This window comes from Micromonospora purpureochromogenes (assembly GCF_900091515.1).
Lineage (GTDB): Bacteria > Actinomycetota > Actinomycetes > Mycobacteriales > Micromonosporaceae > Micromonospora > Micromonospora purpureochromogenes.
Map to the genome: position 1 here is coordinate 2,367,462 of NZ_LT607410.1, position 26,168 is coordinate 2,393,629.

24 protein-coding genes are annotated in these 26,168 nt (G+C 74.5%); 12 read left to right on the forward strand and 12 right to left on the reverse strand.

From position 1 onward, the window contains the following. Positions 1 to 44: 44 nt before the first annotated feature. Positions 45 to 2,093, reverse strand: coding sequence for a serine/threonine-protein kinase (locus GA0074696_RS32405; RefSeq protein WP_088964494.1), 2,049 nt, complete (start codon positions 2,091 to 2,093; stop codon positions 45 to 47). A gap of 145 nt (positions 2,094 to 2,238) precedes the next feature. Between GA0074696_RS32405 and GA0074696_RS11100 the strand changes: the two genes are divergently transcribed. Continuing rightward, positions 2,239 to 2,439, forward strand: a complete 201-nt coding sequence (locus GA0074696_RS11100) for a hypothetical protein (RefSeq protein WP_088961023.1) — start codon at positions 2,239 to 2,241, stop codon at positions 2,437 to 2,439. Further along, complete coding sequence (locus tag GA0074696_RS11105) at positions 2,439 to 3,239, forward strand: site-2 protease family protein (protein ID WP_088961024.1); 801 nt, start codon at positions 2,439 to 2,441, stop codon at positions 3,237 to 3,239. Before GA0074696_RS11100 ends, GA0074696_RS11105 begins: the two co-directional genes overlap by 1 nt. A gap of 97 nt (positions 3,240 to 3,336) precedes the next feature. Here GA0074696_RS11105 and GA0074696_RS11110 read toward each other — a convergent pair whose 3' ends face one another. Further along, positions 3,337 to 4,335: an aldo/keto reductase family protein gene (locus GA0074696_RS11110; protein WP_088961025.1), complete on the reverse strand. Its 999-nt coding sequence runs from the start codon at positions 4,333 to 4,335 to the stop codon at positions 3,337 to 3,339. A 57-nt stretch (positions 4,336 to 4,392) separates the two neighbouring features. Beyond that, a complete protein-coding gene (locus GA0074696_RS32255; protein ID WP_269458719.1) occupies positions 4,393 to 9,318 on the reverse strand; it encodes a WG repeat-containing protein in 4,926 nt (1,641 codons plus the stop codon). A 162-nt stretch (positions 9,319 to 9,480) separates the two neighbouring features. Here GA0074696_RS32255 and GA0074696_RS11120 point away from each other — a divergent pair, with 162 nt between their 5' ends. From GA0074696_RS11120 to GA0074696_RS11130, 3 genes are read left to right on the forward strand one after another with little or no spacing between them, the layout of a single operon-like run. Then, positions 9,481 to 10,332: an ABC transporter permease gene (locus tag GA0074696_RS11120; RefSeq protein WP_088961026.1), complete on the forward strand. Its 852-nt coding sequence runs from the start codon at positions 9,481 to 9,483 to the stop codon at positions 10,330 to 10,332. Then, positions 10,325 to 11,137: an ABC transporter permease gene (locus tag GA0074696_RS11125; protein WP_088961027.1), complete on the forward strand. Its 813-nt coding sequence runs from the start codon at positions 10,325 to 10,327 to the stop codon at positions 11,135 to 11,137. Before GA0074696_RS11120 ends, GA0074696_RS11125 begins: the two co-directional genes overlap by 8 nt. Next, on the forward strand, positions 11,134 to 12,120 hold the full coding sequence (locus tag GA0074696_RS11130; RefSeq protein ID WP_088961028.1) for an ABC transporter ATP-binding protein: 987 nt from the start codon (positions 11,134 to 11,136) through the stop codon (positions 12,118 to 12,120). The genes GA0074696_RS11125 and GA0074696_RS11130 overlap by 4 nt, the downstream gene beginning before the upstream one ends. A gap of 79 nt (positions 12,121 to 12,199) precedes the next feature. Here GA0074696_RS11130 and GA0074696_RS11135 read toward each other — a convergent pair whose 3' ends face one another. The 3 genes from GA0074696_RS11135 to nadA form a co-directional block, all read right to left on the reverse strand. Continuing rightward, on the reverse strand, positions 12,200 to 12,799 hold the full coding sequence (locus GA0074696_RS11135; RefSeq protein WP_088964496.1) for a DUF3043 domain-containing protein: 600 nt from the start codon (positions 12,797 to 12,799) through the stop codon (positions 12,200 to 12,202). 82 nt (positions 12,800 to 12,881) lie between these two features. After that, a complete protein-coding gene (gene murA, locus GA0074696_RS11140; RefSeq protein ID WP_088961029.1) occupies positions 12,882 to 14,237 on the reverse strand; it encodes a UDP-N-acetylglucosamine 1-carboxyvinyltransferase in 1,356 nt (451 codons plus the stop codon). 230 nt (positions 14,238 to 14,467) lie between these two features. Continuing rightward, on the reverse strand, positions 14,468 to 15,667 hold the full coding sequence (nadA, locus tag GA0074696_RS11145) for a quinolinate synthase NadA (RefSeq protein ID WP_088964497.1): 1,200 nt from the start codon (positions 15,665 to 15,667) through the stop codon (positions 14,468 to 14,470). A gap of 68 nt (positions 15,668 to 15,735) precedes the next feature. Between nadA and GA0074696_RS11150 the strand changes: the two genes are divergently transcribed. The 4 genes from GA0074696_RS11150 to GA0074696_RS11165 all read left to right on the forward strand — a co-directional run bounded on the left by GA0074696_RS11150 (position 15,736) and on the right by GA0074696_RS11165 (position 19,250). Then, positions 15,736 to 16,872, forward strand: coding sequence for a glycerate kinase family protein (locus tag GA0074696_RS11150; RefSeq protein ID WP_088961030.1), 1,137 nt, complete (start codon positions 15,736 to 15,738; stop codon positions 16,870 to 16,872). Positions 16,873 to 17,223: 351 nt separating this feature from the next. Then, entirely contained in the window at positions 17,224 to 17,592 is a 369-nt protein-coding gene (gene erpA, locus GA0074696_RS11155; protein ID WP_088961031.1) for an iron-sulfur cluster insertion protein ErpA, read from the forward strand. Positions 17,593 to 17,769: 177 nt separating this feature from the next. Further along, positions 17,770 to 18,747: a carbohydrate kinase family protein gene (locus GA0074696_RS11160; RefSeq protein ID WP_088961032.1), complete on the forward strand. Its 978-nt coding sequence runs from the start codon at positions 17,770 to 17,772 to the stop codon at positions 18,745 to 18,747. Continuing rightward, the gene (locus GA0074696_RS11165) at positions 18,744 to 19,250 is read left to right on the forward strand and encodes an AAA family ATPase (RefSeq protein ID WP_088961033.1); all 507 of its coding nucleotides are present in this window, start codon (positions 18,744 to 18,746) and stop codon (positions 19,248 to 19,250) included. The genes GA0074696_RS11160 and GA0074696_RS11165 overlap by 4 nt, the downstream gene beginning before the upstream one ends. A 55-nt stretch (positions 19,251 to 19,305) precedes the next feature. Here GA0074696_RS11165 and GA0074696_RS11170 read toward each other — a convergent pair whose 3' ends face one another. Beyond that, entirely contained in the window at positions 19,306 to 19,533 is a 228-nt protein-coding gene (locus GA0074696_RS11170) for a sulfurtransferase TusA family protein (protein ID WP_088961034.1), read from the reverse strand. Beyond that, complete coding sequence (locus GA0074696_RS11175) at positions 19,530 to 20,681, reverse strand: cysteine desulfurase family protein (protein ID WP_088961035.1); 1,152 nt, start codon at positions 20,679 to 20,681, stop codon at positions 19,530 to 19,532. Before GA0074696_RS11175 ends, GA0074696_RS11170 begins: the two co-directional genes overlap by 4 nt. Positions 20,682 to 20,851: 170 nt before the next feature. Between GA0074696_RS11175 and ctaC the strand changes: the two genes are divergently transcribed. Both ctaC and GA0074696_RS11185 read left to right on the forward strand, forming a co-directional pair. After that, positions 20,852 to 21,823 carry an aa3-type cytochrome oxidase subunit II gene (gene ctaC, locus GA0074696_RS11180; protein ID WP_088961036.1) on the forward strand — a complete coding sequence of 324 codons (972 nt, stop codon included), beginning with the start codon at positions 20,852 to 20,854 and terminating at the stop codon, positions 21,821 to 21,823. A gap of 10 nt (positions 21,824 to 21,833) precedes the next feature. Then, complete coding sequence (locus tag GA0074696_RS11185) at positions 21,834 to 22,259, forward strand: cytochrome c oxidase subunit 4 (RefSeq protein ID WP_088961037.1); 426 nt, start codon at positions 21,834 to 21,836, stop codon at positions 22,257 to 22,259. 183 nt (positions 22,260 to 22,442) lie between these two features. Here GA0074696_RS11185 and GA0074696_RS11190 read toward each other — a convergent pair whose 3' ends face one another. The 4 genes from GA0074696_RS11190 to GA0074696_RS11205 all read right to left on the reverse strand — a co-directional run bounded on the left by GA0074696_RS11190 (position 22,443) and on the right by GA0074696_RS11205 (position 25,397). Further along, a complete protein-coding gene (locus tag GA0074696_RS11190) occupies positions 22,443 to 22,655 on the reverse strand; it encodes a hypothetical protein (protein WP_088961038.1) in 213 nt (70 codons plus the stop codon). 117 nt (positions 22,656 to 22,772) lie between these two features. After that, entirely contained in the window at positions 22,773 to 23,819 is a 1,047-nt protein-coding gene (trpD, locus tag GA0074696_RS11195) for an anthranilate phosphoribosyltransferase (protein ID WP_088961039.1), read from the reverse strand. 89 nt (positions 23,820 to 23,908) lie between these two features. Beyond that, a complete protein-coding gene (locus GA0074696_RS11200) occupies positions 23,909 to 24,304 on the reverse strand; it encodes a response regulator (protein ID WP_088961040.1) in 396 nt (131 codons plus the stop codon). A gap of 106 nt (positions 24,305 to 24,410) precedes the next feature. Then, a complete protein-coding gene (locus GA0074696_RS11205) occupies positions 24,411 to 25,397 on the reverse strand; it encodes a cytochrome c oxidase assembly protein (RefSeq protein ID WP_088961041.1) in 987 nt (328 codons plus the stop codon). Between the two features lie 108 nt (positions 25,398 to 25,505). On the opposite strand from GA0074696_RS11205, the gene ctaE reads away from it, so the two are divergent. Further along, positions 25,506 to 26,105: an aa3-type cytochrome oxidase subunit III gene (ctaE, locus tag GA0074696_RS11210; RefSeq protein WP_088961042.1), complete on the forward strand. Its 600-nt coding sequence runs from the start codon at positions 25,506 to 25,508 to the stop codon at positions 26,103 to 26,105. The last annotated feature ends 63 nt before the right edge of the window (positions 26,106 to 26,168 follow it).

The window sequence follows — 26,168 nt, forward strand, 5'->3', positions numbered from 1 at the left end:
GTACCTTAAAGCCGCCCGAGCCGCGGTCGCCGCCCGGCCCGGGCTCAGCCGCAGTGCTCGAATCCGCTGGCGTAGCTGGCGCCGCCGGTCGCCCCGCCCCACTTCACGCAGGCCCCGCCGGCTCCGGCCCGCACCGGGCCGGCGTAGTACTCGAACGTGCCGCTGTCGGTGGCGCGGGTCTTCCCCTGTACCTCCAGGAACGCCGACGCCGTGGTGCGCTCGCCGACCGCGGTCACCTTCATGGTGACCACGCAGTTGGCCTTGGCCGACTCGTTCCACAGCAGGTAGACCTTTCCCCGCCGGACCCCGTTCGCGGTCAACGAGGCGGAGTCGATCACCTGGTAGCCACTGCCGCAGACCTGGGCCGGCGTGTACGGGTTGGTCCTCGCCGGCGGGGTGGTGGTCGTCCCCGGCTGCGCGGCGGAGGCGGTGGGGGACGCGCTCGGTCCCGGGCCCGTCGTCGTGCCGGTCGACCCGGCGGTCGGCGTCGCCGAGGCCGACCGGGAACCGCTGGCACTCGCGCTCGGCCTCGGCTTCCCGCCCCGGGTGCTGACGCTCGGGCCCGGCAGCACCGGTGCCGCCGCCCCGGACTCGCCGGTCAGCGCCGGGCCGCCGCGGGCGGGCTCGTCCGGCCGGAGCGCCACCACCGCGGCCACGGCGGCCAGCACGGCCACCACCCCGCCCGCCGCGCCGGCCAGGGCGAGCCGGCGCCGTCGGCCCACGCCGCCGGCCCGGTCCTCCCGGGTCGGGACGGTCTCCGGTACGAGGTACCGGCCGGGGTAGCCGGCGGGCGGGGTCGCCTGCTGGCCGCCCATGACGGCCGGGTACGGCCCGCCTGGATACGGCTGGCCGGCGGCCGGAAAGGGTGCGTTAGCCGGGTACCCGGTCGGAATGGGTGCGCCGCCCGGCGGTGTGGCGGGCGGGCCGCCCTGCCGCCACTGCGGAGCCACGGTCCCGGGGCCGGTGGACGGCGCGGGCGGGGTGGCGGACGCGGCGGACATCGCCCCGGTCCCCGCGCCGGGCGGCGTCGGCGCTCCGGCCGGAACTGCCCCCGAGCCGGTCCCCGCGCCGGTGTCCCGTGGACCGGCGGACGCCGCCCCCGACGGGTCGCCGGCCGGGCCGGCCGGCGTCGACGGACCGGACGCCGTCGACGGACCGGACGGTGTCGACGGACCGGACGGCGTCGATGGCGCGGCCGGCGTCGGCAGGGCCGGACCCTGCAGCGCCCACGGCGGACGCGGCGGCACCCGCAGCACGGCCAGCGTGGCGTCCCGGGCGTCCAGGGCGGCGTCGGCCAGGGCGGCGGCGCTGGGCCAGCGGTCACCGGGGCTCTTCGCCAGGGCGCGCGCGACCACCTCGGCCACCGCCGGCGGGGTGCCTGACGGCAGCGGCGCCGGCTCCTCCTGGGCGTGCCGCAGCGCCACCTGCAACGGGTTCTCCCCGACGAACGGCGGCTGCCCGGTCAGGCAGTAGTAGGCGACCGCCCCGAGCGCGTAGACGTCGGTGGCCGCCGAGACCGGCTGGCCGACCGCCTGCTCCGGCGACATGTACGAGGCGGTGCCGAGCACCATGTGCGCGGCGGTCAGCGAGGCCATCGTGCTGGAACGGGCGATGCCGAAGTCGACCAGCACCACCGTCCCGTCCCGCTTCACCAGCAGATTGCCCGGCTTGACGTCCCGGTGCACGATGCCGGCGGTGTGCGCGGCGTGCAGCGCGGCGGCGGCCTGCGCCACCACCGACATGGTCGACGTCGGGTCGAGCCGGCCGGCCCGCCGGATCCAGGTGACCAGCGGCTCGCCGTCGACGTACTCCATCACCAGGTAGCTGACCTGGCTGCCGTCGGCCAGCGTCGCCGAGCCGAAGTCGTGCACCGCGACGATGCCCGGGTGCCGCAGGGCCGCCATCATCCGGGCCTCGGCGTGGAACCGGCTGGTGAACTCCGGGTCCTCCACCAGCGCCGGGAGCAGCACCTTCACCGCCACCTCGCGGTCCAGCAACGTGTCGACACACCGCCAGACCGCGCCCATGCCGCCGGTCGCCACCCGTTCGCCCAGCCGGTACCGGTTGCTGAGCACCACTCCTTGAGTCAGCACCGCGCCACCGTACCGGCCGGGGACGCTCGTGGTGATCACCGCCCGGGCGCCGCCGGGGGTGAGCGTCGGGCCGCCGCGCGGACGGCCGACTACGCTTGCGGGGGTCCGTCCCGGGGGACGGTGTAGCGGCGAGGGGAGACGCGGCATGGCGTGGAGCTGGCGGTACGAGGGCGCGAACGGCGCGTCGGTCGATGGACCGGCGGAGTCGTTCGGCAGTCAGGCGGACGCCGAATCGTGGATCGGCCAGACCTGGCGGGAGCTCGCGGCGTCCGGCGTCACCTCGGTCGCGCTCGTGGAGGACGACCGGGTGGAGTACCGGATGAGCCTGCTCCCGACGGCGGAGTGATGGGCTACGACCGCCCGGGGGGCGAGCCGCTGGTGCTCGGCGTGCCCCGGGCGGCGTTCCGGCCCAGCCCGGTCTTCCTGGCCCTGGTCGCGCTCTTCGTGGCCAGCGGGGTGATGGCCTGGAACCGGTTCGGCAACGTGAAGTTCGACGTGTTCCTCTTCGTGCTCTCGGGCTGGCTGGTCTCGCTCTGCCTGCACGAGTACGCCCACGCGGTGGTCGCGTTCCGGGCCGGCGACCGGGACATCGCCCACCGGGGCTACCTGACGTTGAACCCGTTCAAGTACACCCACCCGCTGCTGTCGATCGTGCTGCCGGTGGTGGTGGTACTGCTCGGCGGCATCGGCCTGCCCGGCGGCGCGGTCTGGGTGGACCGGCACGCGATCCCGGGCCGGCTGCGGCACACCCTGGTCAGCCTCGCCGGCCCGGCCACCAACGTGCTGTTCACGCTGCTGCTGGTGGCGGCGCTGCGGATCGGCACGGGGACCGCCGGCGGGCCGATCGAGTTCTGGGCCGGGGTGGCGCTGCTGGCGTTCCTCCAGCTCACCGCGAGCGTGCTCAACCTGCTCCCGGTGCCCGGCCTGGACGGCGGCAACATGATCCAACCCTGGCTGAACCCGCAGTGGCGGCGGATGTACGACATGTTCGCCCCGTACGGCTTCATTCTGCTCTTCGCGCTGCTGTGGAACCCGCGCATCGGCGGCTGGTTCTTCGACGCGGTCTTCGCGATCGGCGACCTGCTCGGCCTGCCGAGCTGGCTCTACGGCCTGGGGCTGGACCTGATCCGCTTCTGGCAGGGCTGAGTCCGCGAGCCGCCGCGCAGCGGCGGGGCGGCTCGCGGTCGGCGTACCCGGGGAAGGGCCCGGGCCGGCGCGGACGCCGCGCCGGCCCGGGGGAGCGTCACGGCCGCTGGGCCGGGCTCTCGGTCTTCGCCGCGTCCCGCTCGGTGACCGGCTCGACGATCTCGTCGATCGCCTTGAGCAGGTCGGCGTCGAGCTTCACGCCGGCCGCCTTGACGTTGTCGTGCACCTGCTCCGGGCGGGACGCCCCGACGATCGCCGACGAGACGTTCGGGTTCTGCAGCACCCAGGCGATGGCGAGCTGCGGCATGGTCAGCCCGGCCTGCTCGGCCAGCGGCTTGAGCCGCTGTACCCGGGTCAGCACCTCGTCGGTCAGCCACTGGGCGATGAACCCGGCGCCGGACTTCTCGTCGGTGGCGCGGGAGCCGGCGGGCGGCGGCTGGCCCGGCAGGTACTTGCCGGAGAGCACCCCCTGGGCCATCGGCGACCAGACGATCTGCCCGATGCCCAGCTCCTCGCTGGTGGGGACGACCTCGGTCTCGATGACCCGCCAGAGCATCGAGTACTGCGGCTGGTTGGACACCAATGGGATGCGCAGCTCGCGGGCGAGCTGGTGGGCCTCGCGGATCTGCGAGGCCTTCCACTCCGAGACGCCGATGTAGTGCGCCTTGCCGGCGTGCACGATGTCGGCGAACGCCGACATCGTCTCCTCCAGCGGAGTGCTGTAGTCGTAGCGGTGGGCCTGGTAGAGGTCCACGTAGTCGGTGCGCAGCCGGCGCAGCGAGCCGTCGATCGACTCCATGATGTGCTTGCGGGACAGGCCCCGGTCGTTGCGGCCCGGCCCGGTCGGCCAGTAGACCTTGGTGAACACCTCGAGGCCCTCGCGGCGCTCGCCCGCGAGGGCCTTGCCGAGCACCTCCTCGGCGCGGGTGCCGGCGTAGACGTCGGCGGTGTCGAACGTGGTGATGCCGGTGTCCAGGGCGGCGCGGACGCAGGCCAGCGCCGCGTCCTCCTCGACCTGCGAACCGTGGGTGATCCAGTTGCCGTACGAGATCTCGCTGACCATCAGGCCGGAACGGCCCAGGTGTCGGAATTCCATGCCCCGACCCTAGTCCGCCCCGATCATGACCACCGGACGGCGCGGCGGCCGGGTGGTTCAGAGCACCGGATGCGCGTCGGTCAGCAGCAGGTCGATCTCGGCCAGCACCGCGTCCGGGCCGGGGTGCACCGGGTCGATGAGCGACTCGCCGCGCCGGTCCAGCGCGCCCCACCGGCCGGTGCGGTCGTTGGCCAGGAACGCCACCGGGTGGATCACCAGCTCCGGGTGGGCCGGCGCGACCAGCACCCGGCCCGTGCGGTCCACCACGCCCCGGAAGCCGCCCAGTTCCACCACGGCCAGCCCCTCGTCGGTGAAGCCGTCGAGCCGGCGGCCGCCGGTCAGCGCGGTGCGGAAGCCGTGGTACCGGGTCGGGACGACCAGTCGACCGTTGCGGTCCACCGCGCCCCAGCCGCCCCGGCGCACCACGGCGACCCCGGCGGTGAACGGCCGGACGTCCTCGAAGCCCGCCGGCACCACCACGGTGTCCTCGGAGTCGATCGCCATCCAGTCCGCCTCGCCGCCGCGCGAGACCCAGGCCAGGCCGTCGGAGAAGGCCCGCACCGCCGCGTACGAGGGGCCGATCAGGGTGCTGCCGGCGTCGTCGATCAGCTCCCAGCCCGGGGCGTCCGGGCGGCGTACCCAGGCCAGGCCCTCGCGGAACGGCTGTGCCTCGGCGTACCGGTAGTCGAGGACCAGCTCACCCTCGGCGTCCGCGTACCCCCACCGGCCCAGGCCGCCGTCGAGCGTGGGCACCGGGGACTTGCGTCCGCGCAGCACCTCCTCCCGGCTGCGGGGGTACGGCCCGAAGCCGCCCCGGGCGGTGGCCCGGGTGTGCACCGCGTCCAGGCAGACCCGGATCCGCTCGGTCAGCTCCGGGTCGTCGACCCGGCGCAGGTCCAGGGCGCGCTCGAAATGCTCGCAGGCCTCCATCAGCCGGCCCTGGTCGTAGCAGGAGCGGCCGGCGTGCTCGTGCAGCGCCGCCCGCAGCCGGTCCGGCAGCTCGGCCGAGTTGGCCTCGGCGAAGAGCCGGTCCGCCTCGGCGAACTCGCCCTTCCAGCGCAGCACCTCCGCCAGCCGGGCCCGGGCCAGCGCGGTACGCCGCAGCTCGCCGGTCGCCTCCGCGTAGGTGAGGGCGAGCCGGCCGTCGGCGAGCGCGTCGTCCAGGTCGTGGACGACCCGGGAGACCACCGCGCGCAGGCTGAGCAGCCGCGCCCGGGCCCGGTTGTCCAGGGACGCGCCGAGCTTCTCGGTCAGCCGCCGGCGCAGCGTCCGCAGCTCGTCAACGTCGTCGACGATCTCGCGCAGCGTCTCCGGGTCCAGCCGCCACCGGTACGCGGCCAGGACCTGCTCCGGGTCGGCCGGCGGCTCGACCGGGGCGGTGGTGGTGGTCTCCGGGGCGGTGGTGGCCGGCCGGTCCGCCGTGGTCGTCTCCGCCTCGGCGGCCGGCGGGGTGACCGGGACGGCCGGGTCCGGGTCGGGTGCCGGTTCGGTGGTGGCAGCGACGGTTGGGGGCGTCGGAACGAGCCCGGCGGATTGCTCGGGCGCGGTGGCGGGCGGCGTCGACGCCTCGGGCGAGGTCGGACCCGCGCCGGTCGGCGACGGCGGTGCCGAGACCGGATGGGCCGGCTCCTCGTCGGTGTCGGCCCCGGGCGCCGTGGACTCCGCTTCGCCGGACGGTGCGTCGGCCACCGAGGAGGGGACTCCCGGCACCGGCGGGGCGGACTGCTCGGCCGTGCCGGCCGGCGGTGCGGAGACGGGTCGGGCCGACGTGCCGACGGCGTCCGGTCCGACCGTTGCGGCCGGCTCGGGCTCAGCCGGCGGTGCGGTGACCGGTTGGGCCGGTTCGGCGGCGTCGGACGCGCCTGATTCGCCCGTCCCGGCCGCCCAGTTGTCAGCCGGTGGCACGGTGACCGGTCGGGCCGGTCCGGCCGTCCCGGTCGCCCAGGTGTGGGCCGGTGAGGCGGGTTCGGGGCCGTCGGACGCGTGGGGTCCGGCGGTCCCTGCCGCCCGGTCCGCGACCGGTGGCGCGGAGACGGGTCGGGCCGGCTCCAGGGTGTCGGCCGGTGGCGCGGAGATGGGTCGGGCCGGCTCCACAGCGGCGTCCGCCGGCGGCGTGGACACCGGAACCGACGGCCCCGGGAGCTCGGCCCAGGGCGCGGAGGCGGGAACCTCGTCGGCGGTGTCCCGCTCGGGCGTCGAGGCCATGGGCTCGACCGGTGCGGCGGCCGGCCCGGAGACGGGCGCGGCCGGAGGCGCCGCCGGTCCCGTGACGTCGGACGCAGCCCGGTCGGCGACCGGCCGGAACGCCGGCGGCGCGGAGACCGGCCGGTACGGCTCGTCGGGGGACGGCACCGGGAACCGCTCGTCCGAGGGGTGGTTGGCCTCGGGCGGCGCGGACACCGGGGCCGCCGACCGGGACGCGTCCCGGGGCGGATCGACCGGGGTCGGCCGGTCCGCGTCCGGGGCCGGGCGGGCCGCCGGCGCGGACGTGCCCGCCGCGCCGGACGGGGCGGACACCGGGCGGTCGTCGGCCTCGTCGGCCGGCGTCGGGCGGGCGGGGCGGAACCACGCCTCGGAACTGTTCGGCGCCGTGCTGCGGGCGACCGGGGGCACGGGCGCGGTGGGCTCCGGCGCCGGAGGGACGTAGCGGCGCGGCTTGTCCGGCGTGATCTCCAGGGACGGGCCGGCGGCCGACGGGCCCGCGCTCGCCGGGGTGGACGGCGCGGGAGGCGGCCCGGCGGGCCGCTGCGGCGCGACCCGGGCCTCGGGCGGCGGGGGCGGGCCGACGGGCGGCCCGGAGACCGGCCGGTGGCCGACGGACGGTCTCGGCACGGGCTGGTGCCCGACGGGCGCTCCCGACACCGGCCGCCGGTCGGGCGTCGGCTGCTGGCCGGGGAACGGCCGGCCGTGCGCCGGCGGTACCCGGTCGTCGGCGGAGTGCCGGGATCCCGCACCGGGGGCACCGGAGACCGGTCGCCCGTCGGCCGGAGGCGCGGACGCCGGCCGGTGGTCGGCCGGGACGGGGCGCTGGGCGGTCGGGCCGGCGTCGCCGGGCGCGGTGGGGCGCGCCGCGCCCTCCTGGCCGGGCCGGAACTCCGGCCGCGGCCGGGCCGCCGGGGGCGACGAGATCGGCGCGTCGCGCTCCGGGCCGGGCGGGGCCGAGGTGGGCCGGTCGTCGCGGGTCCGGCCCGCTGAGCCGCCGGTGGTCGGCGGCGCGGGGCGCGGTGGACCGGAGACCGGGGGCATGGTCCCGGCGAAGGGCGGCGTGCCGGCGGCGCGGGGCGGGAACTGGTCCCGGCCGTGCGGGGCACGCGCGTCGGCGACCGGGCGGACGGGCGCGCCCGAGACCGGCGCGTCCGAGGTGGGGGCGGGGGAGACGGGTGTGGCCGGGGCCGGGCCGCCGGAGGACGGCGCCCCGGAGACCGGCGCGGGCGAGATCGGACGCACCGGGCCGTGGGCGGCCGGCCGTTCCTCGTGCCACGAGGGGCGGGCGGGCCGCTGCTCCTGGTGCCGGCCGTGGTCCGGGCCGGGGCCGCCCCGCCCGTCGCGGTCCGTGCCGGGCCGGCTCCACTGCTCGCGGTACGCCTCGGCGGGCGGCGTCGCCTCGCGCGGCCGGCGGTCCGGGTACGCCTCGGCGCGGGCGGCCGCCTCGCGCGACGGTCCCCGCTCCTCGGGGTGGCGGCGCTCGTCGTGCCCGCGCTGCCAGCGCTCGTCCGACCCGCGAGACGGCGGGCGGCGCGCGTCGTCGTACCCGTTCCGGGTGGGCCGCTCTTCGGCGTACCCGTTCGGGGTGGGCCGCTGTTCGGTGTACCCGTTCGGGGTGGGCCGCTGTTCGGCGTACCCGTTCGGCGCGGGCCGCTCGTCGGGGTACCCGTTTGGGGTGGGCCGCTCGTCGTCGTACCCGTTCGGGGTGGGCCGCTGTTCGGCGTACCCGTTCGGCGCGGGCCGCTCGTCGGGGTACCCGTTTGGGGTGGGCCGCTCGTCGTCGTACCCGTTCGGGGTGGGCCGCTGTTCGGCGTACCCGTTCGGCGCGGGCCGCTCGTCGGTGTACCCGTTCGGTGCCGGGCGGTGCTCGGCGTACCCGTTCGGGGTGGGCCGGTCCGGGTACCCGTTCGGTCCGGGTCGGTGGCCGGCGTGGTCGCGGGCGGGCGGGCGGTCGTCGTATCCGTGCGAAGCCGGCGGGCGCTCGTCGTGGCGCGCCGGGCGGCGCTCGTCCGGCTCGCGGTACCGGCCGGGAACCTCCTGGTCGGGGCGGGTCCGCCGGTCGGCCGGGAACTGCTCGTGACCGTCCCGCCGGCGGCCGTCGTCGGCCGGACGGCGGTCGTAGCCGGTGCCGGGCCGGCGCGCCGGCGACGCCTCGTCGGGCTCGGGCACCCAGCCGGGCTCGACGCCACGGGCCGGCTCGTGCCTCGGCCCGGGGGAGACCGGGGCGACACCCGGGGCGGGGCGCTGCGGATGACCGTCGTACCGGTCGGGGGCGCCCCGGTCGCGGTGCCACGCCGCCTCGCGCGGTCGGTCGGCGCTCTCGCGCGGTCGGTCGGCGACCTCGCGCGGTCGGTCGGCCCAGGCGGTACGGGCGGCGCGCGGGGCCGGAGCCTCCGGCTCCGGCCGGCGGCGCTCGCGCTGCCAGGTCAGGTCGGAGGCCGGCCGCCGGTACAGGTCGTCGTCGCGCCGGTACGCCTCGTCGGCGTGCGGCTGCGGTGCGGCGACGGGGTGGCCACCCCAGCGCGGCGGCTCCTCGTCGTGCTCGTCCCAGGACCGCCCGAGGTACGTCCCGTCGGGACGGGTCGGGGCGAGCGGCGGCACCTCGGCCCGGCCGACCACGGCGGCCCGCCCACGCGGGGGCGGTGCCGGAACGTGTCGGGTGCCGATGTCGCCGGGGTAGCGCTGGCCGGGGAACTGCGGCTGCCACTCGGTGGTCGGTTCGACGACCCAGGAGGGCTCGGCCGGGTCGTGCCAGCGGTCGCGGTAGCCGCCTGTCATCGAGGGCCCTCGTCGCCGCCCGTGCGGCGCGGCCCGATGCCCGGCTCGCGTCGCTCGCTCACGGCGGTGTCACCTCGTTGCAAAATTGTCGTGCCGGGGCCCCCACCTGCCGGTAGAGTCGCCCGGCCCGGCACGGCATGGCTGCGGATGGAGGGTAACGGCGTGGGCTCGGTCACCGCCACTGTGGCACCGCCCACGGACTCAAACGTTATCCTATGGTTTCGGACATTCCGGGCGATATCCCGATCCGGCTTCCGACGATACGCCACCTATCGGCAGGCCGCGCTGGCCGGTGCCGTCACCAACTCCGTCTTCGGGTTCCTGCACTGCTACGTGCTGCTCGCGGCAGTCGGTACCGCCGGCAGCGTCGGCGGGTACGACCGCGCCCAGCTCGCCACCTTCGTCTGGGTCGCCCAAGGCCTGCTGGCGGTGATCCTGCTCTGGGGTTGGACCGACCTGGCCGACCGGATCCGCACCGGTGACGTCGCCGGCGACCTGCTCCGCCCGGTGCACCCGGTGACCAGCTACCTCGCCACCGACCTCGGCCGCGCCGGGTACGCCGTGCTGGCCCGCTTCCTGCCGCCGCTGCTCGTCGGTCCGCTCTTCTTCGACGTGTACCTGCCCACCCGCTGGTCGACCCTGCCGCTCTTCGGCGTCTCCGTGGTCACCGCGCTGGTGCTCTGCTTCGGCTGCCGGTACCTGGTCAACACCACGGCGTACTGGTTGCAGGACGTCCGTGGCCCGATGATCCTCTGGACGCTCGGTTCGGGGGTGCTGGCCGGGCTCTACTTCCCGCTGCGGTTCCTGCCCGAGCCGCTCCAGCTCTCCCTCTCGCTCGGCACCCCCTTCCCGAGCCTGCTGCAGACCCCGCTGGACGTGCTGGTCGAGCGGGACCCGCCGGTCACCCAGCTCGGGCTGGTCGCCCTCCAGCTCTGGTGGGCGGTGCTGATCCTGGCCGCCTGCCGGCTGGTGCAGCGCCGGGCCGAACGGCGGCTGGTAGTGCAGGGTGGCTGAGGCGGGCGGCGCGGCCACCGCGTACCGGGCGCTGCTGCGGGCGCAGGCGCGGTCGCAGACGGCGTACCGGACGTCGTTCGTGGTGGACCTGTTGGGCAACGTCGGGGCCACCGTCTTCGACGTGGTCACCGTCCTGGTGCTCTACGGGGTGACCCACGAGCTGGGTGGCTTCACCCTCTCCGAGACGCTGGTGATGGTCGGCCTCTCCGCCTGCGCCTTCGCCACCGCCGACCTGCTGGTCGGCAACATCGAACGGCTGCCCCGGTACGTGCGCACCGGGCTGCTCGACGCGGTGCTGCTGCGACCGCTCGGCGCGCTGCCCCAACTGCTGCTGATGGACCTGCCGCTGCGCAAGCTGTCCCGGGCGCTGTTCGGCCTGGGCGTGCTGGTGGTGGCGCTGGCCACCGCCGGAATCGACTGGACGCCCGGGCGGGTGGTGCTGGCCGTCGTCGCCCCGCTGGCCGGGGTGGTCTTCTTCGGCTCGCTCTTCGTGGCCACCGCCACCGTCTCGTTCTACTGGGTGGAGTCGGGGGAGTTGGCCAACTCGCTCACCTACGGTGGGCGGGACTTCACCTCGTACCCGGTCACGATCTTCGAGGGCTGGTTCCGGGCGGCCTTCGCGTACGGGCTGGGATTCGCCTTCGTCAGCTACCAGCCGGCGCTGGCGCTGCTCGGCCGGGCCGACCCGCTGGGCCTGCCGGCCTGGGCGGGTTGGGCCTCGCCCGGGGTCGCGCTCGTCGCCGCCGCCGGCGCGGCGGCGGCCTGGCGCGTCGGTGTCCGCCACTACCGGAGTACGGGGTCATGAGCCTGGTGATCGACGCGCAGGGGCTGCGCAAGGAGTTCACGGTCCGGATCAAGGTCGGTCGGCTGCGCCGCGAGAAGCGGACGGTCACCGCCGTCGACGGCGTGGACCTGCGGGTGGAGCGCGGCGAGACGCTCGGCTACATCGGCCCGAACGGGGCGGGCAAGTCCACCACCCTGAAGATGCTCACCGGCGTGCTGACCCCCTCCGCCGGGCAGGTACGCGTCTGCGGGCTGCGCCCGGTCGCCCAGCGCACCCGGCTGGCCCTCGGCATCGGCGTGGTCTTCGGGCAGCGCTCCCAGCTCTGGTGGGACCTGCCGCTGCGCGACTCGTTCGACCTGCTCCGGCACGTCTACCGGGTGCCGGCCGGCGACCACGCGACCCGGCTGCGCCGCTGCCGCGCGCTGCTGGACCTCGACGAGTTCCTGGACATCCCGGTGCGGCAGCTCTCCCTCGGGCAGCGGATGCGCGGCGAGCTGACCGCCGCCCTGCTGCACGGCCCGCGGGTGCTCTTCCTCGACGAGCCCACCATCGGCCTGGACGTGGTGAGCAAGCAGGCGGTCCGCGACTTCCTCGGCGAGCTGCGCCGGGCCGGCGACACCACGCTGGTGCTCACCACCCACGACCTGGCCGACATCGAGCGGCTCTGCCGCCGGCTCGTGGTGATCGACCACGGTCGGGTGGTGCACGACGGCTCGATCGCGGCCCTGCACAGCCGGTACGGCTCCCGCCGGCTGGTCGTCGCCGAGCTGGACACCGCGCTGGCCACCCCGCCGACGCTGCCCGGCGCACCGCTGGAACGGGTCGAGGCGGACGGGCGCCGGCTGGTCTACGCCTGCGAGTCGGCCGGCGCGGCGGAGGTGGTGGCCGGGCTGGCCGGCCTGGCCACGCTCCGCGACATCTCGATCGTCGAGCCGGACATCGAGGAGGTGGTGACCCGGCTCTACCGGTCCCCGGCGAGCCGGGCGGCCCCGGTCACCGGCTGAGCCCGCCGCCGGTCCGGGGCGCGATGACCGGAGCCCCTCCCCGCGACGGCGGGAAGGGGCTCGGGAGGGACCGTGCGGGTCAGATCTTGTCGCCGATGTTGACCTGCGGCGCGGGCGCCCGCATCCGGCGGAAGGTGATCGAGCGCATGATCGCGTAGAGGTAGAGCGACCCCATCCGCTCGCCGCTGTTCGGGAAGCGCTCCCGGACCAGCTTCTTGATCTTGCGAGAGATCAGGATCGAGTCGATCACCACGCCGAGGGCGAGCGCACCCCAGACGATGTTCGAGGCCAGCCGGATCGCCGGCGGCATGGCCTGGTTGGAGCCGATCAGCACGATCAGCGCGCCACCGAAGAACCAGGTGCCGACCGTACGCCGGGAGTCGACCACGTTGCGGGCCAGCAGCCGCTCCGGGCCGCGGTCGCGCGGGCCGCCCTCGCGGCGGAACTCCGCCGCCGCCTCGGCGCGGGCCAGCCGGCGCTGCTCCCGCGCCTCCTCCTTGGTCAGCGGCTTCGTCGGCCCGGCGGGGCGACGACCGCCGACCGGCCGCTTCGGGGTCTGCAGGCCCAGTTCCTTCTTGCTCGGGGTGTAGCCCCGGGGGCGCGCGGCGGGCTGCTCCTCGGTCGCCACGACGGTGGCGGAGGAGTCGGGGTCGGCGGACTTGCGACGAAACAGCGACAGCACGAGGTGAAGGGTAGCCAAACGACGGCGCCCGGTGCACATCACGGTGCACCGGGCGCTCGGCGGAGCGGATGTTTTTCGGTTACGGACGCTCGACGTGCGCGCCCAGGCTGGCCAGCTTCGCCTCGAAGTCCTCGTAACCGCGGTTGATCAGATCCACGCCGTACACCCGGGACGTGCCCTCGGCGGCGAGCGCGGCGATCAGGTGGCTGAACCCGGCGCGCAGGTCCGGGATGACCAGGTCGGCCGCGTGCAGCTTGCTCGGCCCGGCGATCACCGCGGAGTGCTTGAAGTTGCGCCGGCCGAAGCGGCACGGGGTGCCGCCCAGGCAGTCCCGGTAGACCTGGATGTTGGCGCCCATCGTGTTCAGCGCCTCGGTGTAGCCCAGCCGCTGCTCGTAGACCGTCTCATGGACGATCGACAGGCCGCGGGCCTGGGTCAGCGCGACGACCAGGGGCTGCTGCCAGTCGGTCATGAAGCCCGGGTGCACGTCGGTCTCCAGCGCCACGGCGTTGAGTTCGCCGCCCGGGTGCCAGAACCGGATGCCGCCCTCCTGGCCCGGGTCGCCGAGCTTCGGCGCGCGGGCGTCGGTCACCTCGTACGCGCCGCCGACCGAGCGGAAGATGTTCAGGAAGGTCATCATGTCGACCTGCTGGGCGCCGAGCACCTCGACGTGCCCGCGGGTGGCCAGCGCCGCCGCCGCCCAGCTCGCCGCCTCGATCCGGTCGGGGATCGGCCGGTGGGTGTAGCCGCTGAGCCGCTTGACGCCCTGGATCTCGATCACCCGGTCGGTGTGGACCTTGATGATCGCGCCCATCTTCTGCAGGATGCAGATCAGGTCGATGATCTCCGGCTCGACGGCGGCGTTGCGCAGCTCGGTGACGCCCTCGGCCATCACCGCGGTGAGCAGCACCTGCTCGGTAGCGCCCACGCTCGGGTACGGCAGCGCGAACTTGGTGCCGTGCAGCCCGTTCGGCGCCGACAGGTGCAGCCCCTCCGGGGTCTTCTCGACCGTCGCGCCGAACTCGCGCAGCGCCTGGAGGTGGAAGTCGATCGGGCGCGGCCCGATGTGGCAGCCGCCCAGGTCCGGGATGAAGGCGTGCCCGAGCCGGTGCAGCAGCGGGCCGCAGAACAGGATCGGGATCCGGCTGGAACCCGCGTGCACGTTGATCTGGTCGGTGCTGGCGCTCTCGACGTTGGCCGGGTCGAAGACCAGCTCGCCCTCTTCCGCGCCGTCGGTGACCTTGACCCCGTGCAGGCCGAGCAGCCCGCGGACCACCTCGACGTCACGGATGCGCGGCACGTCGAAGAGCCGGCTGGGGGTGTCGCCCAGCAGGGCGGCGACCATCGCCTTCGAGACCAGGTTCTTCGCGCCGCGCACGCGGATCCGCCCTTCCAGCGGCGTGCCTCCGTGTACGACCAGGACGTCGTCGGTCAACGCAACCTCCAGCGCGCGTCGGGTGGTGCTGTGTCGAGGGTGGGGTCGGGCTGTCCAGCTCTTGCCGGCTGTTCAGCTACCCGGAATGGGACCGGCGCAAAACGGTCCGCGATGTCGTCGCCCCGGCAGCATAGCCCTCGGTGACGAAAATGGAATCGGTCACATCGCCAGGCACGGAACGAACCGGGGATTCCGGCATGTTTCCGTACCAGCGATGTGACCGTGGGTGATCAGCTGGCGGTGGGCGGTGGGGTGTCCGCGCCCGGCAGGGCGAGCATCTGGTCCAGCGCCACCCGCGCGTGGTGCGCGGTGTCCTCCTCGACGGTGATCTGGTTGACCACCCGCCCGGCGACCAGCTCCTCCAGCGCCCAGACCAGGTGCGGCAGGTCGATCCGGTTCATCGTCGAGCAGTAGCAGACCGCCTTGTCCAGGAACATGATCTGCTTGTCCGGGTGGGCCAGCGCCAGCCGGCGGACCAGGTTCAGCTCGGTGCCGACCGCCCAGGCCGAGCCGGCCGGAGCCGCCTCGATGGTCTTGATGATGTACTCCGTGGAGCCCACGTGGTCGGCGGCGGTGACCACCTCGTGGCGGCACTCCGGGTGCACCAGCACGTTGACCCCGGGCACCCGCGCGCGCACGTCGTTGACGCTGTCGAGGGTGAACCGGCCGTGCACCGAGCAGTGCCCGCGCCACAGGATCATCTTCGCGTCGCGCAGCTGCTGCGGGGTGAGCCCGCCACCCGGCTTGTGCGGGTCGTACAGCACGCAGTCGTCCAGCGAGAGGCCCATCTCCAGCACCGCCGTGTTGCGGCCGAGGTGCTGGTCGGGCAGGAAGAGCACCTTCGACCCCTGCTGGTACGCCCAGTCCAGGGCCCGCTTGGCGTTCGACGAGGTGCAGACCACGCCGCCGGTGCGCCCGACGAAGCCCTTGATGTCGGCCGAGGAGTTCATGTACGTCACCGGCACGGTGTCCGCCGCGACGCCCAGTTCGGTCAGCACGTCCCAGGCGGTCTCGACCTGCGACAGCACCGCCATGTCCGCCATCGAGCAGCCGGCGGCCAGGTCGGGCAGGATCACCTTCTGCGCGTCCGAGGTGAGGATGTCGGCGCTCTCGGCCATGAAGTGCACACCGCAGAAGACGATGTACTCGGCGTCCGGGCGGGCCGCCGCCTCCCGGGCCAGCTTGAACGAGTCGCCGGTCACGTCGGCGAACTGGATCACCTCGTCGCGCTGGTAGTGGTGACCCAGCACGAACACCTTGGTGCCGAGCGCGGCCTTGGCCGCCGCCGCCCGGGCCACCAGGTCGGGGTCGCTCGGCGCCGGCAGGTCGCCCGGACACTCCACGCCACGCTCGGTGGCGGGGTCGCTGCCGCGGCCGAGGAGCAGCAGCGCAGTGGCGGTGTTGGAGGGTTCCACCCAGGTCGAAGTCACGCCTCCCATGGTCCCACAGCGTGGCTGCCGCGCAGCCTCCGCCGGTGTGGGCTGCCACACTGCCAGGCATGCGCGTGCTGCTCTGTCCGGACAAGTTCGCCGGCACCCTCGCCGCTCCGGAGGTCGCCGCCGCCGTCGCCGAGGGCTGGCGGGCCGTCGCCGCCGGCGACGAGCTGCTGATCCGACCGCTCGCCGACGGCGGGCCGGGCTTCGTCGCGGTGCTCGCCGACGCCCTCGGCGGGCGGCGGATCCCGGTGCCGACCGTCGACCCGCTGGGCCGGCCGGCCACCGGTGAGATCCTGCTCACCGACGACGGCACCGCCTATCTGGAGAGCGCCCAGGCCTGCGGGCTGCACCTGCTCTCCGCCGCCGAGCGGGACCCGAAGGCGACCACCTCGTACGGGCTGGGGGCGCTGGTCACCGCGGCCGTCGAGCACGGGGCGCGCACGGTGGTGGTCGGGCTGGGCGGTTCCGGCACCAACGACGGCGGGGCCGGACTGCTCACCGCGCTCGGCGCGACGCCGCTGGACGACGCCGGCCGGGCCCTGCCGTACGGCGGGGCGGCGCTGGCCGCGGTCGCCACCCTCGACGGCGCGCCCCGGCTGCGCGGGGCCACCCTGGTCGCCGCCACCGACGTCGACAGCCCGCTGCTCGGGTTGTACGGCGCGAGCAACGTCTACGGCCCGCAGAAGGGCGCCACCCGGTCTGACGTGCTGCTGCTCGACGCCGCGCTGGAGCGCTGGGCGGCGGTGCTCGAACGGGACCTGCCCGGCTGTCCGCCCGGACTGGGCGCGCTCCCGGGCAGCGGCGCGGCCGGCGGCCTCGGCGCGGCGATCCTCGCCCTGGGCGGGCGCTGTGAGTCCGGCATCGACCTGGTGACCCGGGCGATCGGGCTGGACGCCGCTCTCGACGCCACCGACCTGGTGATCACCGGCGAGGGGTCCTTCGACCACCAGTCGCTGCGCGGGAAGGTCGTCGCCGGGGTGGCCGGGGCCGCCCGCGACCGCGGGGTGCCCTGCGTGGTGCTGGCGGGGCGGGTGAGCACGGGGCGGCGGGAGGCCGCCTCGGCCGGCGTCACCGAGACGTACAGCCTGGTGGAGCACTTCGGCGGGGAGGAACGCGGCGGCGTCGAGGCGGCGATGAGCCGCCCGGCCGAGGGGCTGCGGGCGCTGGGCGCCCGGCTGGCCCGGCAGTGGAGCCGCTGAGCACCCGGCCGGGGCGCCGCCGCCGATCCGGTCGCGCCGGGCTCCGGTCGCGCCGGTCCGGAGCATGACACCACCGCGAGCGTGATACCTCAAGAGGCATCAAGATGACTCTGAGGTATCAGGCTCGTTCGGTAACGGCCGTGCCGAAGAGACACGTCGGGATGCCCGGGTGCGCGGCACGGTGCCGCCCCGGTGCGGACCTGCGGCGCGGGTGACGGCCGTCCGGTCACGCCCCCGGGTGCCGCCGGCCGGGGCGGCGTACGATCGGATCTGGACCACACCGGGAATCACTGGACGACGCGCGACGTTGGCCAGTGCGTCCGGACCCATACCGCGCAGGGAGATTTCCACGTGACCACGCCAGCGCAGACCGAGTCGACCGAGGCCCAGGCCCCTACTTCCGTCGTCCTCACCGACGTCGCGGCGCAGAAGGTCAAGGCCCTGATCGAGCAGGAGGGCCGCGACGACCTGCGGCTCCGGGTCGCGGTGCAGCCGGGCGGCTGCTCCGGCCTGCGGTACCAGCTGTTCTTCGACGAGCGGTCGCTCGACGGTGACGTCGTCACCGACTTCGACGGTGTCGAGGTCGTCGTCGACCGGATGAGCGCCCCCTACCTGGCCGGCGCCACCATCGACTTCGCCGACCGGATCGACGCCCAGGGCTTCACCATCGACAACCCCAACGCGGGCAGCTCCTGCGCCTGCGGCGACTCGTTCAGCTGAGTCGACCAGCGTACGACGGGGCCGTCCTTCGGGGCGGCCCCGCCGTCGTCTGTCCGGCTCCGCCGGGGGTGACGTCGGGCCCAACGGCGGGTGGCGCATTGTCGACCGACCCTGGACCGGCTCCCCGGGCGGACCGGTAGGCTGACCGGCGCCGTGCTCCCGACCCCGAGGGTTGACATGAAGATCGCCGTGACCGGCTCGATCGCGACCGACCACCTGATGAGCTTCCCCGGTCGCTTCGCCGACCAGTTCATCGCCGACCAGCTGCACAAGGTGTCGCTGTCGTTCCTCGTGGACGACCTGGTGCTGCGTCGCGGCGGGGTGGCCGCCAACATCGCCTTCGGCATGGCGCAGCTCGGGCTGCGCCCGGTGCTGCTCGGGGCGGTCGGCGCCGACTTCGCCGACTACCGCTCCTGGCTGGAGCGGCACGGCGTCGACTGCGAGTCGGTGCACGTCAGCGAGGTGGCGCACACCGCCCGGTTCGTCTGCACCACGGACACCGACATGTGCCAGATCGCCTCCTTCTACGCCGGGGCGATGAGCGAGGCCCGCAACATCGAGCTGTCCCCGGTCGCCCAGCGCCTCGGCGGCCTCGACCTGGTGCTGGTCAGCGCCAACGACCCGGAGGCGATGATCCGCCACTCCGCCGAGTGCCGGGAGCGCGGCTACGCCTTCGTCGCCGACCCGTCCCAGCAGCTCGCCCGGATGGACGGCGCGGACGTGATCGGCCTGATCGACGGCGCCGACTACCTGATGACCAACGACTACGAGAAGTCCCTGCTGCAGAGCAAGGCCGGCCTCACCGACGAGCAGCTGCTCGACCGGGTGAAGGTGCGGGTCACCACGCTGGGCAAGGACGGCGCGGAGATCGCCGGCCGGGACTTCGGGACGATCCACGTGCCGATCGCCCGGGAGATCCAGGCGGTCGACCCGACCGGCGTCGGCGACGGCTTCCGGGCCGGCTTCTTCGCCGCGCTCTCCTGGGGTCTCGGCCTGGAGCGGGCCGCGCAGGTCGGCTCGCTGCTGGCCACCCTGGTGCTGGAGACAATCGGCACCCAGGAGTACGACGTCCGCCGCGACCTGTTCGTCAAGCGCCTGGCCGAGTCGTACGGCGACGCCGCCGCCGAGGACGTGCGGCCTCACCTGCTGCCGTGAGTCCCGTCCTGGTCGCGTTCGCCGGCCTGCCGGCGGTGGGCAAGAGCACCCTCGCCCGGCGGGTCGGCGCGGCGCTGGGCGCGCCCGTGCTGCCGGTGGACCCGGTCGAGCGGGCGCTGGCCCACCACGGGCTGGTCGGCGACGTGCCCGGGATGGCGGCGTACCAGGCGGTGGCGGGGTTGGCCGAGGTGCAGTTGGGACTCGGCCTCACCGTGGTGGTCGACGCGGTCAACCCGGTGGCCAGCGCCCGCGGCCTCTGGCACGACCTGGCCCAGCGGGCCGGGGTGCCGCTGCGGCTGATCGAGGTGCACTGCGGCGACGAGGCGGAGCACCGCCGCCGGGTCGAGGCGCGGCTGCCCGCCGAGCCCGACCCACTGCTTCCCACCTGGGATCAGACCCTGCTGCGCCGCGCCGAGTACGAGCCGATCATCGGCCCCCGCCTCGTGGTCGACACCGCCGTGGACCTCGACCCTCTCCCCGCCATCCTCACCTACCTGACCTGACCCCCCGGCGCGCCCCGCGAGCGCAGCGCAGATCCTGGGGTGGGTGGGGGAGGGATCAGTGGGTGCGGCGGACGTCGTAGGCGGTGGTGTCGGGGTGGGCGGCGACGAAGTCCTGGGCCCGCATGCGGCACCAGGCCGGGATGTCGACCGCGGCGGCCGGGTCGTCGGCCAGGACCCGCAGCACCGCGCCGACGGGCAGCTCGGGCAGGCGGCGGGCCAGCGCGATGACCGGCAGCGGGCAGCGCTGGCCCCGGCAGTCGAGCACCTCCGTGGGATCGGTCACAGCCCCACCACCCCCGCCTCGGCGCGCAGCTCGGCGACGATCCCGGGCAACTCGGCCAGGAACCGCTCGACGTCCGCCTCGGTCGTCTCCCGGTGCAGCGAGACCCGCACGTTGCCGTGCGAGAGCACCCCCATCGCCTCCAGCACGTGCGACGGGCGCAGCGTCGAGGAGGTGCAGGAGGAGCCGGAGGAGACCGCGAAGCCGCGCCGGTCCAGCGCGTGCAGCAGCACCTCGCCGTCGACGTAGAGGCAGGAGAAGGTGACCAGGTGGGGGAGCCGGTCGACGGGGTCGCCGACCACCTCCACGTCCGGCACCTCGGCCACCACCCGGGCCCGGATCCGGTCCACCAGCGGCGCCAGCCGGGCCGCCTCGGCCGCGGCGTCCGCCGCCGCCGCGCGCAGGCTCGCCGCCGCCGCCACCACTGCCGGCAGGTTGACCACCCCCGGGGTACGCCCCGACTCCCGCTCGTCGGCCGGCCAGGGCGACTCCCACCGGGTGCCCTTGCGCACCACCAGCAGCCCCACCCCGGGTGGCCCACCCCACTTGTGCGCGCTGGCGGTCAGCACCGACCAGCCCGCCGGCACCGGCGCCCGCCCCACCACCTGGGCCGCGTCGACGTACAGCGGGACACCCGCGTCGGCGCACTCGGCTGCCGCCCGCGCCACCGGCTGGACCGTGCCCACCTCGTGGCTGGCGGCGATCAGCGCGGCCAGCGCGACCCCGGGGGCCCGTACCGCGTCGGACCAGGCGGCCAGGTCGAGCCGGCCGAGCCGGTCCACCGGCACGGCGACGGCGGCGCCGCCACCGGCCACGTGCCGCTCGCCGGCGTGCAGCACCGCGGAGTGCTCGATCGTCGAGTGCACCAGCGTCGCACCGGCCCGCCGCCGACCGGCCAGGCCACCCAGCACCGCCCCGTGCGCCGCGGCCGTACCGCTGGGGGTGAAGGAGAGCTCGTCGGCGCGGACGCCGAGCGTGGCCGCGGTGGCCTCGCGGGCGGCGTCGAGGAGCTGGCGGGCCCGGCGGGCCTGGGTGTACAGCCTGGCCGGGTCGGCCCAGCCGTCGTCGAGGGCGGCCAGCAGTGCCTGCCGGGCGACCGGGTGCAGCGGCGCGGCGGTGGCCGCGTCCAGGTAGACCGGGGTAGCGCTCACGACAGCCCACGCTATCCGGTCGGTATGCCCACGAGCCCCCCGATGGGGGCGCACAGTGACCCCAACACGGTCGAGCCCGTCATGGTCGAGTAATCTGCGACCGTCGGTGACGCCTTTGCCGTCGGTGCTTCAGGGAAACCCACCGCGGCGCGCTAGGGAGGCAGGACCAGGTGGTCGCAAGGAGTTCGGAGGTACGGCCCTCAGCCGTACGGCACAGCGCTTCCCCAGGAGCCGGTGGGCGCCGGCGGCGTGGTGCTGGTCGGCTCGCCGGGCTCGGTCTCGGCGGAGCGGCGCTGCTGGTTCTGCTCACCGGCTGCAACGTCGGCAGCTCGTTCGACGGTTTCGGCTGGCCGCAGGGCGGCATCTCGCCGGAGTCGCACCGGATGTACGACCTGTGGATCGCCTCCTGCATCGCCGCCCTCGCGGTCGGCGTCTTCGTCTGGGGCCTGATCTTCTGGTGCGTCGTGCGCTACCGCAAGCGGGGCAACGAGCTGCCGGTGCAGACCCGCTACAACCTGCCGATGGAGTTCCTCTACACCATCGCGCCGATCCTGATCGTCTCCGTGCTCTTCTACTACACGGCGGTCGTGCAGACCGACGTGGTGCGGATCACGAAGAACCCCGACGTGACCGTCGAGGTCGTCGCGTTCAAGTGGAACTGGCAGTTCAACTACCGCGACGGTCAGGGCCCCGAGGCGAACACCGTGGCGTCGGTGCTGGGCACCAGCGAGGTCATCCCGGTGCTGGTCCTGCCGACCGACCGGTCGATCCGCTTCGAGGAGACCAGCCGCGACGTCATCCACTCGTTCTGGGTGCCGGAGCTGCTGTTCAAGCGGGACGTCATGCCGGGCAACATCCGCAACGTCTTCGAGATCTCCAAGCTCGAGTCCGAGGGCGCGTACGTCGGCCGGTGCGCCGAGCTCTGCGGCAGCTACCACGCCTTCATGAACTTCGAGCTGCGCGTCGTCTCCCCGGAGAAGTACGACCAGTTCCTGGCGGCCAAGCGGGACGGCAAGTCGACGCAGGAGGCGCTCAGCGCCATCGGCGAAGACCCGTACGCGTCGACCACCGAGCCGTTCAAGACGCGGCGCAACGTGGCCACCTTCAACCCCGACAAGTCGCACTCCGACCCGAGGAACTGAGGGAACCGACATGAAGACCGAGTGGCGTATCTTCCTGGTCATCGCCGCGTTCCTGTTCGGCGTGGCGGTGCTCTACGGCGTCTGGACCTACGGCGACGGCGGCCGGGTCGAGTGGGTCGGCACGGTGGCTCTGCTGCTGTCGTTCCTGCTCTGCTCGATGTGCGGTGGCTTCTTCTGGTTCGTCTCCCGCCGCATCGACCTGCGGCCGGAGGACCGGCCGGACGGCGAGATCGCCGACGGCGCCGGCGAGATCGGCTTCTTCAGCCCGGGCAGCTACTGGCCGTTCGGCCTGGCGCTGGCCGCCGCGGTGGCCGGCCTGGGCCTGGTGTACTGGCAGTTCTGGCTGGTGGGCCTCGGCCTGGTCGCGGTCATCTTCGCCGCGTGCGGCCTGCTCTTCGAGTACTACACCGGCACCCGGCGTACCGCCGAGCACTGATCTGACGGCTTCGCCCGTAGGCCCGCGTCCCGCTCCGGGACGCGGGCCTACGCGTGTTCCGGCCGCTGAGCCGTACCCGGCATCAGGTCGACAGGACCGGGACGCCGGCCGTGCGGTCGCCGGCGGGGCCAACGGCCTGGCAGCACGGCGAGCGAGAGCGCGCGATGAGGGCGGCGCCGCGGGTCAGGCCGCGCGGCGGCCCGACCGGGATGCCGCCCGCGGGCGCCGGTCGGCCAGGCGCGGGGCGGGGAAGGCGAAGGTGGCGATCAGCTCGGCCGCGCCGCAGCCGGTGCAGATCAGCTCGGGACAGTCGAGGTCGTGACCGTCGACGCAGGGCGGGACCTCGAACGGCTGCACGCCCTCGCAGGTGTCGCAGTGGAGCTCGCGGTCCGACACGGGCGTCTCCTCTCGCTCCGGTGCCCGCCGACGACCATCGGAGCCAGCGGCGGAAAACGGAAAATTACTCCCGTGTAGTTTGGCACGCCCCTCCGACAGTTCCGCCGCGCCACCCGCTCACAGGGCGCGGGCCACCTCGACCCAGCGCTGCAGGACGGCGGCCGCCGCGCCCGAGTCGATCGACTCGGCGGCCCGGTCCATCCCGGCCCGCAGCGCCTCGGTCAGGTCACCGTCCAGCGGCCCCTGGGTGGCCAGCGCGGCGGCGGAGTTGACCAGCACGGCGTCCCGCACCGGGCCGGTCTCCCCGGCCAGCAGCCGGCGGGCCACCGCGGCGTTGTACGCCGCGTCCCCGCCCCGCAGTTCGGCCAGGGTGGACCGGGGTACCCCGAGGTCCGTCGCGTCCAGCACGGCCTCTCTGACGGTCCCCCGCTGGGCCACCCAGACCCGGGTGGGGGCGGCGGTGGTGAACTCGTCCAGGCCGTCCTCGCCGCGCATCACGATCGCCGAGTCGCCCCGCCCGGCGAAGACGGCGGCCATCACCGGCGCCATCCGCGCGTCGAAGCAGCCCACCGCGCCGGCCCGGGGACGGGCCGGGTTGGTCAGCGGACCGAGGAAGTTGAAGAAGGTGGGTACGCCGATCTCGCGGCGGACCGGGCCGGCGTGCCGCATCCCCGGGTGGAACCGGGCGGCGAAGCAGAACCCGATCCCGGCCTCCTCGACGCAGCGGGCGACCTGCTCGGGCGCCAGGTCCAGCGGCACGCCGAGGAACTCCAGCAGGTCGGCGGTGCCGCAGAGCGAGGAGGCGGCGCGGTTGCCGTGCTTGACCACCCGGACCCCGGCGCCGGCCACCACCAGTGCGGTCATCGTGGAGATGTTGACGGTGTGGGCGAGGTCACCGCCGGTACCGACCACGTCCAGCGCGGTGCGCCGCAGCTCCTCGGGCAGTTCGACCGGCACCGCCCGGCCGAGCATCGCCTCCACCAGGCCGGCCAGCTCGGCGGGGGTCTCGCCCTTCGCCCGCAGCGCCACCGCGAAGCCGGCGACCTGGGACGGGGCGGCCGCGCCGGTCATGATCTCGTCCATCGCCCACGCGGTGTCCGCGGTGGAGAGCTCGTCGCCGCGCAGCAGCGCGTTGAGCAGGTGCGGCCAGGTCCGTTCGCCCATGGTGGGCCTCCCGAGCGGGCGTGGGTGCGGGTGGGACGGGGTCGGCGCCCGTCAGCCCGGGCGCCGGAGGCGCCGCCGAGCGCGCAGACTCAGGCGGCGGCGTGCGTACGCAGCAGTTCGGCGACCGTGGTGCCGGTGGTCACCGGATCGAGCGGATGCACCAGCGTGGCGTCGACCTGCGCGTACGCGGCGAGCCATCGGTCGGCGGGGCGGGCAATGACCACGCAGGTGGGCGGGGCGTCGTCCCGGTCGTCCTTGATCTGGCGGGCGATGCCGATGCCGCCGCCCGGGCTGGCCTCGCCGTCGAGCAGCATGAGGTCGATCTCGTAGTCGTCGACCAGGCGGATGCACTCGGCGTAGGTGGCGGCGTCGACGAACTCGATCTCGAGGCCGGGCGCCGGGCGGGTGCCGACCGCCAGCCGCATCCGGTCACGGACCTGCGGGTCGTCGCTGTAGAGCAGGACGGTGCACTGACGATCGCTCATCGCTGGACTGGCTCCCACCTCGTAGCTGCCCGCTGATGGTACCCGCCGGTGTGGCGTAGCCGACATCCCGCCCGGCCGGGCCGCGCGGACGCCGCGTCGGGGCAGGTCAGGCCGGGGTGCCCGGGGCGGGGGTCGCGGTGGCGGCGGCGTCGGCGGCGCGGTCGCGGGCCTCCTGGCGGTCCAGCTCGCGGTCGACCCGGCGGGCCTCCCGCTCGGACTGCCGGATCCACTGCACGACCAGCACCGCGAGCATCGTCACACTGACGAACTCGCCGCCGGCCCAGAGGATGCCGCCGGCGACCACCTGGTCGTTCCAGGGGTCCGACCAGGACAGGTTGAGCGACGGGTACCAGTCGCCGCCGAGCAGCGTGGTGCTCTGCATGATGGTGAGGCCGAGCACCGTGTGGAACGGCACGGAGAGCAGCATGAGCAGCGCCCGCGCCGGGTACGGCCACCGCCCCGGCAGCGGGTCCAGGCCGAGCAGCGGCCAGAAGAACACGCAGCCGGTCGCGATGAAGTGCGCGTGCACCAGCTCGTGCGCCCAGGCGTGCTCCAGCGTGTAGTGGTAGAGGCCACTGAAGTAGAGCGCGAACGGGTTCACCACGAAGATGCTGAACGCCACCAGCGGGAAGCCGTAGACCTTCGCGAACCGGCTGTGCACGACCGCCAGCAGCCGCTTGCGGGGGCGTACCGGCAGCGTGCGCAGGGCCAGGGTGACCGGGGCGCCCAGGGCGAGGAAGATCGGCGCGATCATCGACAGCACCATGTGCTGCACCATGTGCACCGACACCAGCGCCGTGTCGTACGCGTGCAGGCCGCTGACCGTGACCGCGGCGATGCCGCCCAGGCCCGGGCCGAGGAAGCAGATCGTCCGGAGGACCGGCCAGGCGTCCCCGCGCAGCCGCAGCCGGTAGACCCCGTACAGGTAGAGCCCGGCGGCCAGCACCAGCCCGAGGGCGAGCCAGCTGTCCAGCCGGGTCTCGGTGAAGACCCGGGCGACGGTGAACGGCGGCGGAACGGCCTCGCCCCCGGCGGCGAGGACCGCCGACGGGCCCGCCGAGGTCGCGGCGAAGATCGAATCGACGTGCAGCACGCTTATCAGGCTAGGCCAGGCGAACCGGACCACCACGATCGGGCCATCCCTCGCCCAGGTTTGGCCCCCCGCTGATCGCTCGCCCCGGTCAGGGGCAATAATGACCGCGTGACTGCGGCCCCAGCCATTGACAAGAGCCGGATCCACTCCCTGACCCGACCCAACATGGTCAGCGTCGGGACGATCGTGTGGCTCTCCAGCGAACTCATGTTCTTCGCGGCGCTGTTCGCGATGTACTTCTCGATCCGCGCGGCAGCGCCGGAGCAGTGGGAGAAGCACACCGAGGGACTCAACATCCCGTACGCGACCACCTTCACGGTGATCCTGGTGCTGTCCTCGGTGACCTGCCAGCTCGGTGTCTTCGCGGCGGAGAAGGGCGACGTCCACGCCCTGCGGCGTTGGTTCACGATCACCTTCGTGATGGGCCTGATCTTCGTGCTCGGCCAGGCGAACGAGTACCGCACCCTGGTGCACGAGGGCGTGAAGATCAACGAAGACGGTTACGGGTCGATGTTCTACCTCACCACCGGCTTCCACGGCCTGCACGTGACCGGCGGCCTGATCGCCTTCATCATCTTCATGATCCGCACCACCATGGGCCGGTTCACCCCGGCGCAGGCCACCTCGGCGATCGTCGTGTCGTACTACTGGCACTTCGTCGACGTGGTGTGGATCGGGCTCTACGCCATGATCTACTGGCTCCAGTGATCTTGGCGCGTCACGAACCGCGCCGCTGCTCCGTCCCCTGAGACAAGGTCCAACCGGTTAAGG

What these genes read in the sequence shown, in the direction of transcription:
- GA0074696_RS11100 (WP_088961023.1), top strand. Translation starts at nt 2,239, where the DNA reads ATGGCGTGGAGCTGGCGGTACGAGGGCGCGAACGGCGCGTCGGTCGAT.
- GA0074696_RS11105 (WP_088961024.1), top strand. Translation starts at nt 2,439, where the DNA reads ATGGGCTACGACCGCCCGGGGGGCGAGCCGCTGGTGCTCGGCGTGCCC.
- GA0074696_RS11110 (WP_088961025.1), bottom strand. Translation starts at nt 4,335, where the DNA reads ATGGAATTCCGACACCTGGGCCGTTCCGGCCTGATGGTCAGCGAGATC.
- GA0074696_RS32255 (WP_269458719.1), bottom strand. Translation starts at nt 9,318, where the DNA reads ATGACAGGCGGCTACCGCGACCGCTGGCACGACCCGGCCGAGCCCTCC.
- GA0074696_RS11130 (WP_088961028.1), top strand. Translation starts at nt 11,134, where the DNA reads ATGAGCCTGGTGATCGACGCGCAGGGGCTGCGCAAGGAGTTCACGGTC.
- GA0074696_RS11150 (WP_088961030.1), top strand. Translation starts at nt 15,736, where the DNA reads ATGCGCGTGCTGCTCTGTCCGGACAAGTTCGCCGGCACCCTCGCCGCT.
- GA0074696_RS11160 (WP_088961032.1), top strand. Translation starts at nt 17,770, where the DNA reads ATGAAGATCGCCGTGACCGGCTCGATCGCGACCGACCACCTGATGAGC.
- GA0074696_RS11185 (WP_088961037.1), top strand. Translation starts at nt 21,834, where the DNA reads ATGAAGACCGAGTGGCGTATCTTCCTGGTCATCGCCGCGTTCCTGTTC.
- trpD (WP_088961039.1), bottom strand. Translation starts at nt 23,819, where the DNA reads ATGGGCGAACGGACCTGGCCGCACCTGCTCAACGCGCTGCTGCGCGGC.
- GA0074696_RS11200 (WP_088961040.1), bottom strand. Translation starts at nt 24,304, where the DNA reads ATGAGCGATCGTCAGTGCACCGTCCTGCTCTACAGCGACGACCCGCAG.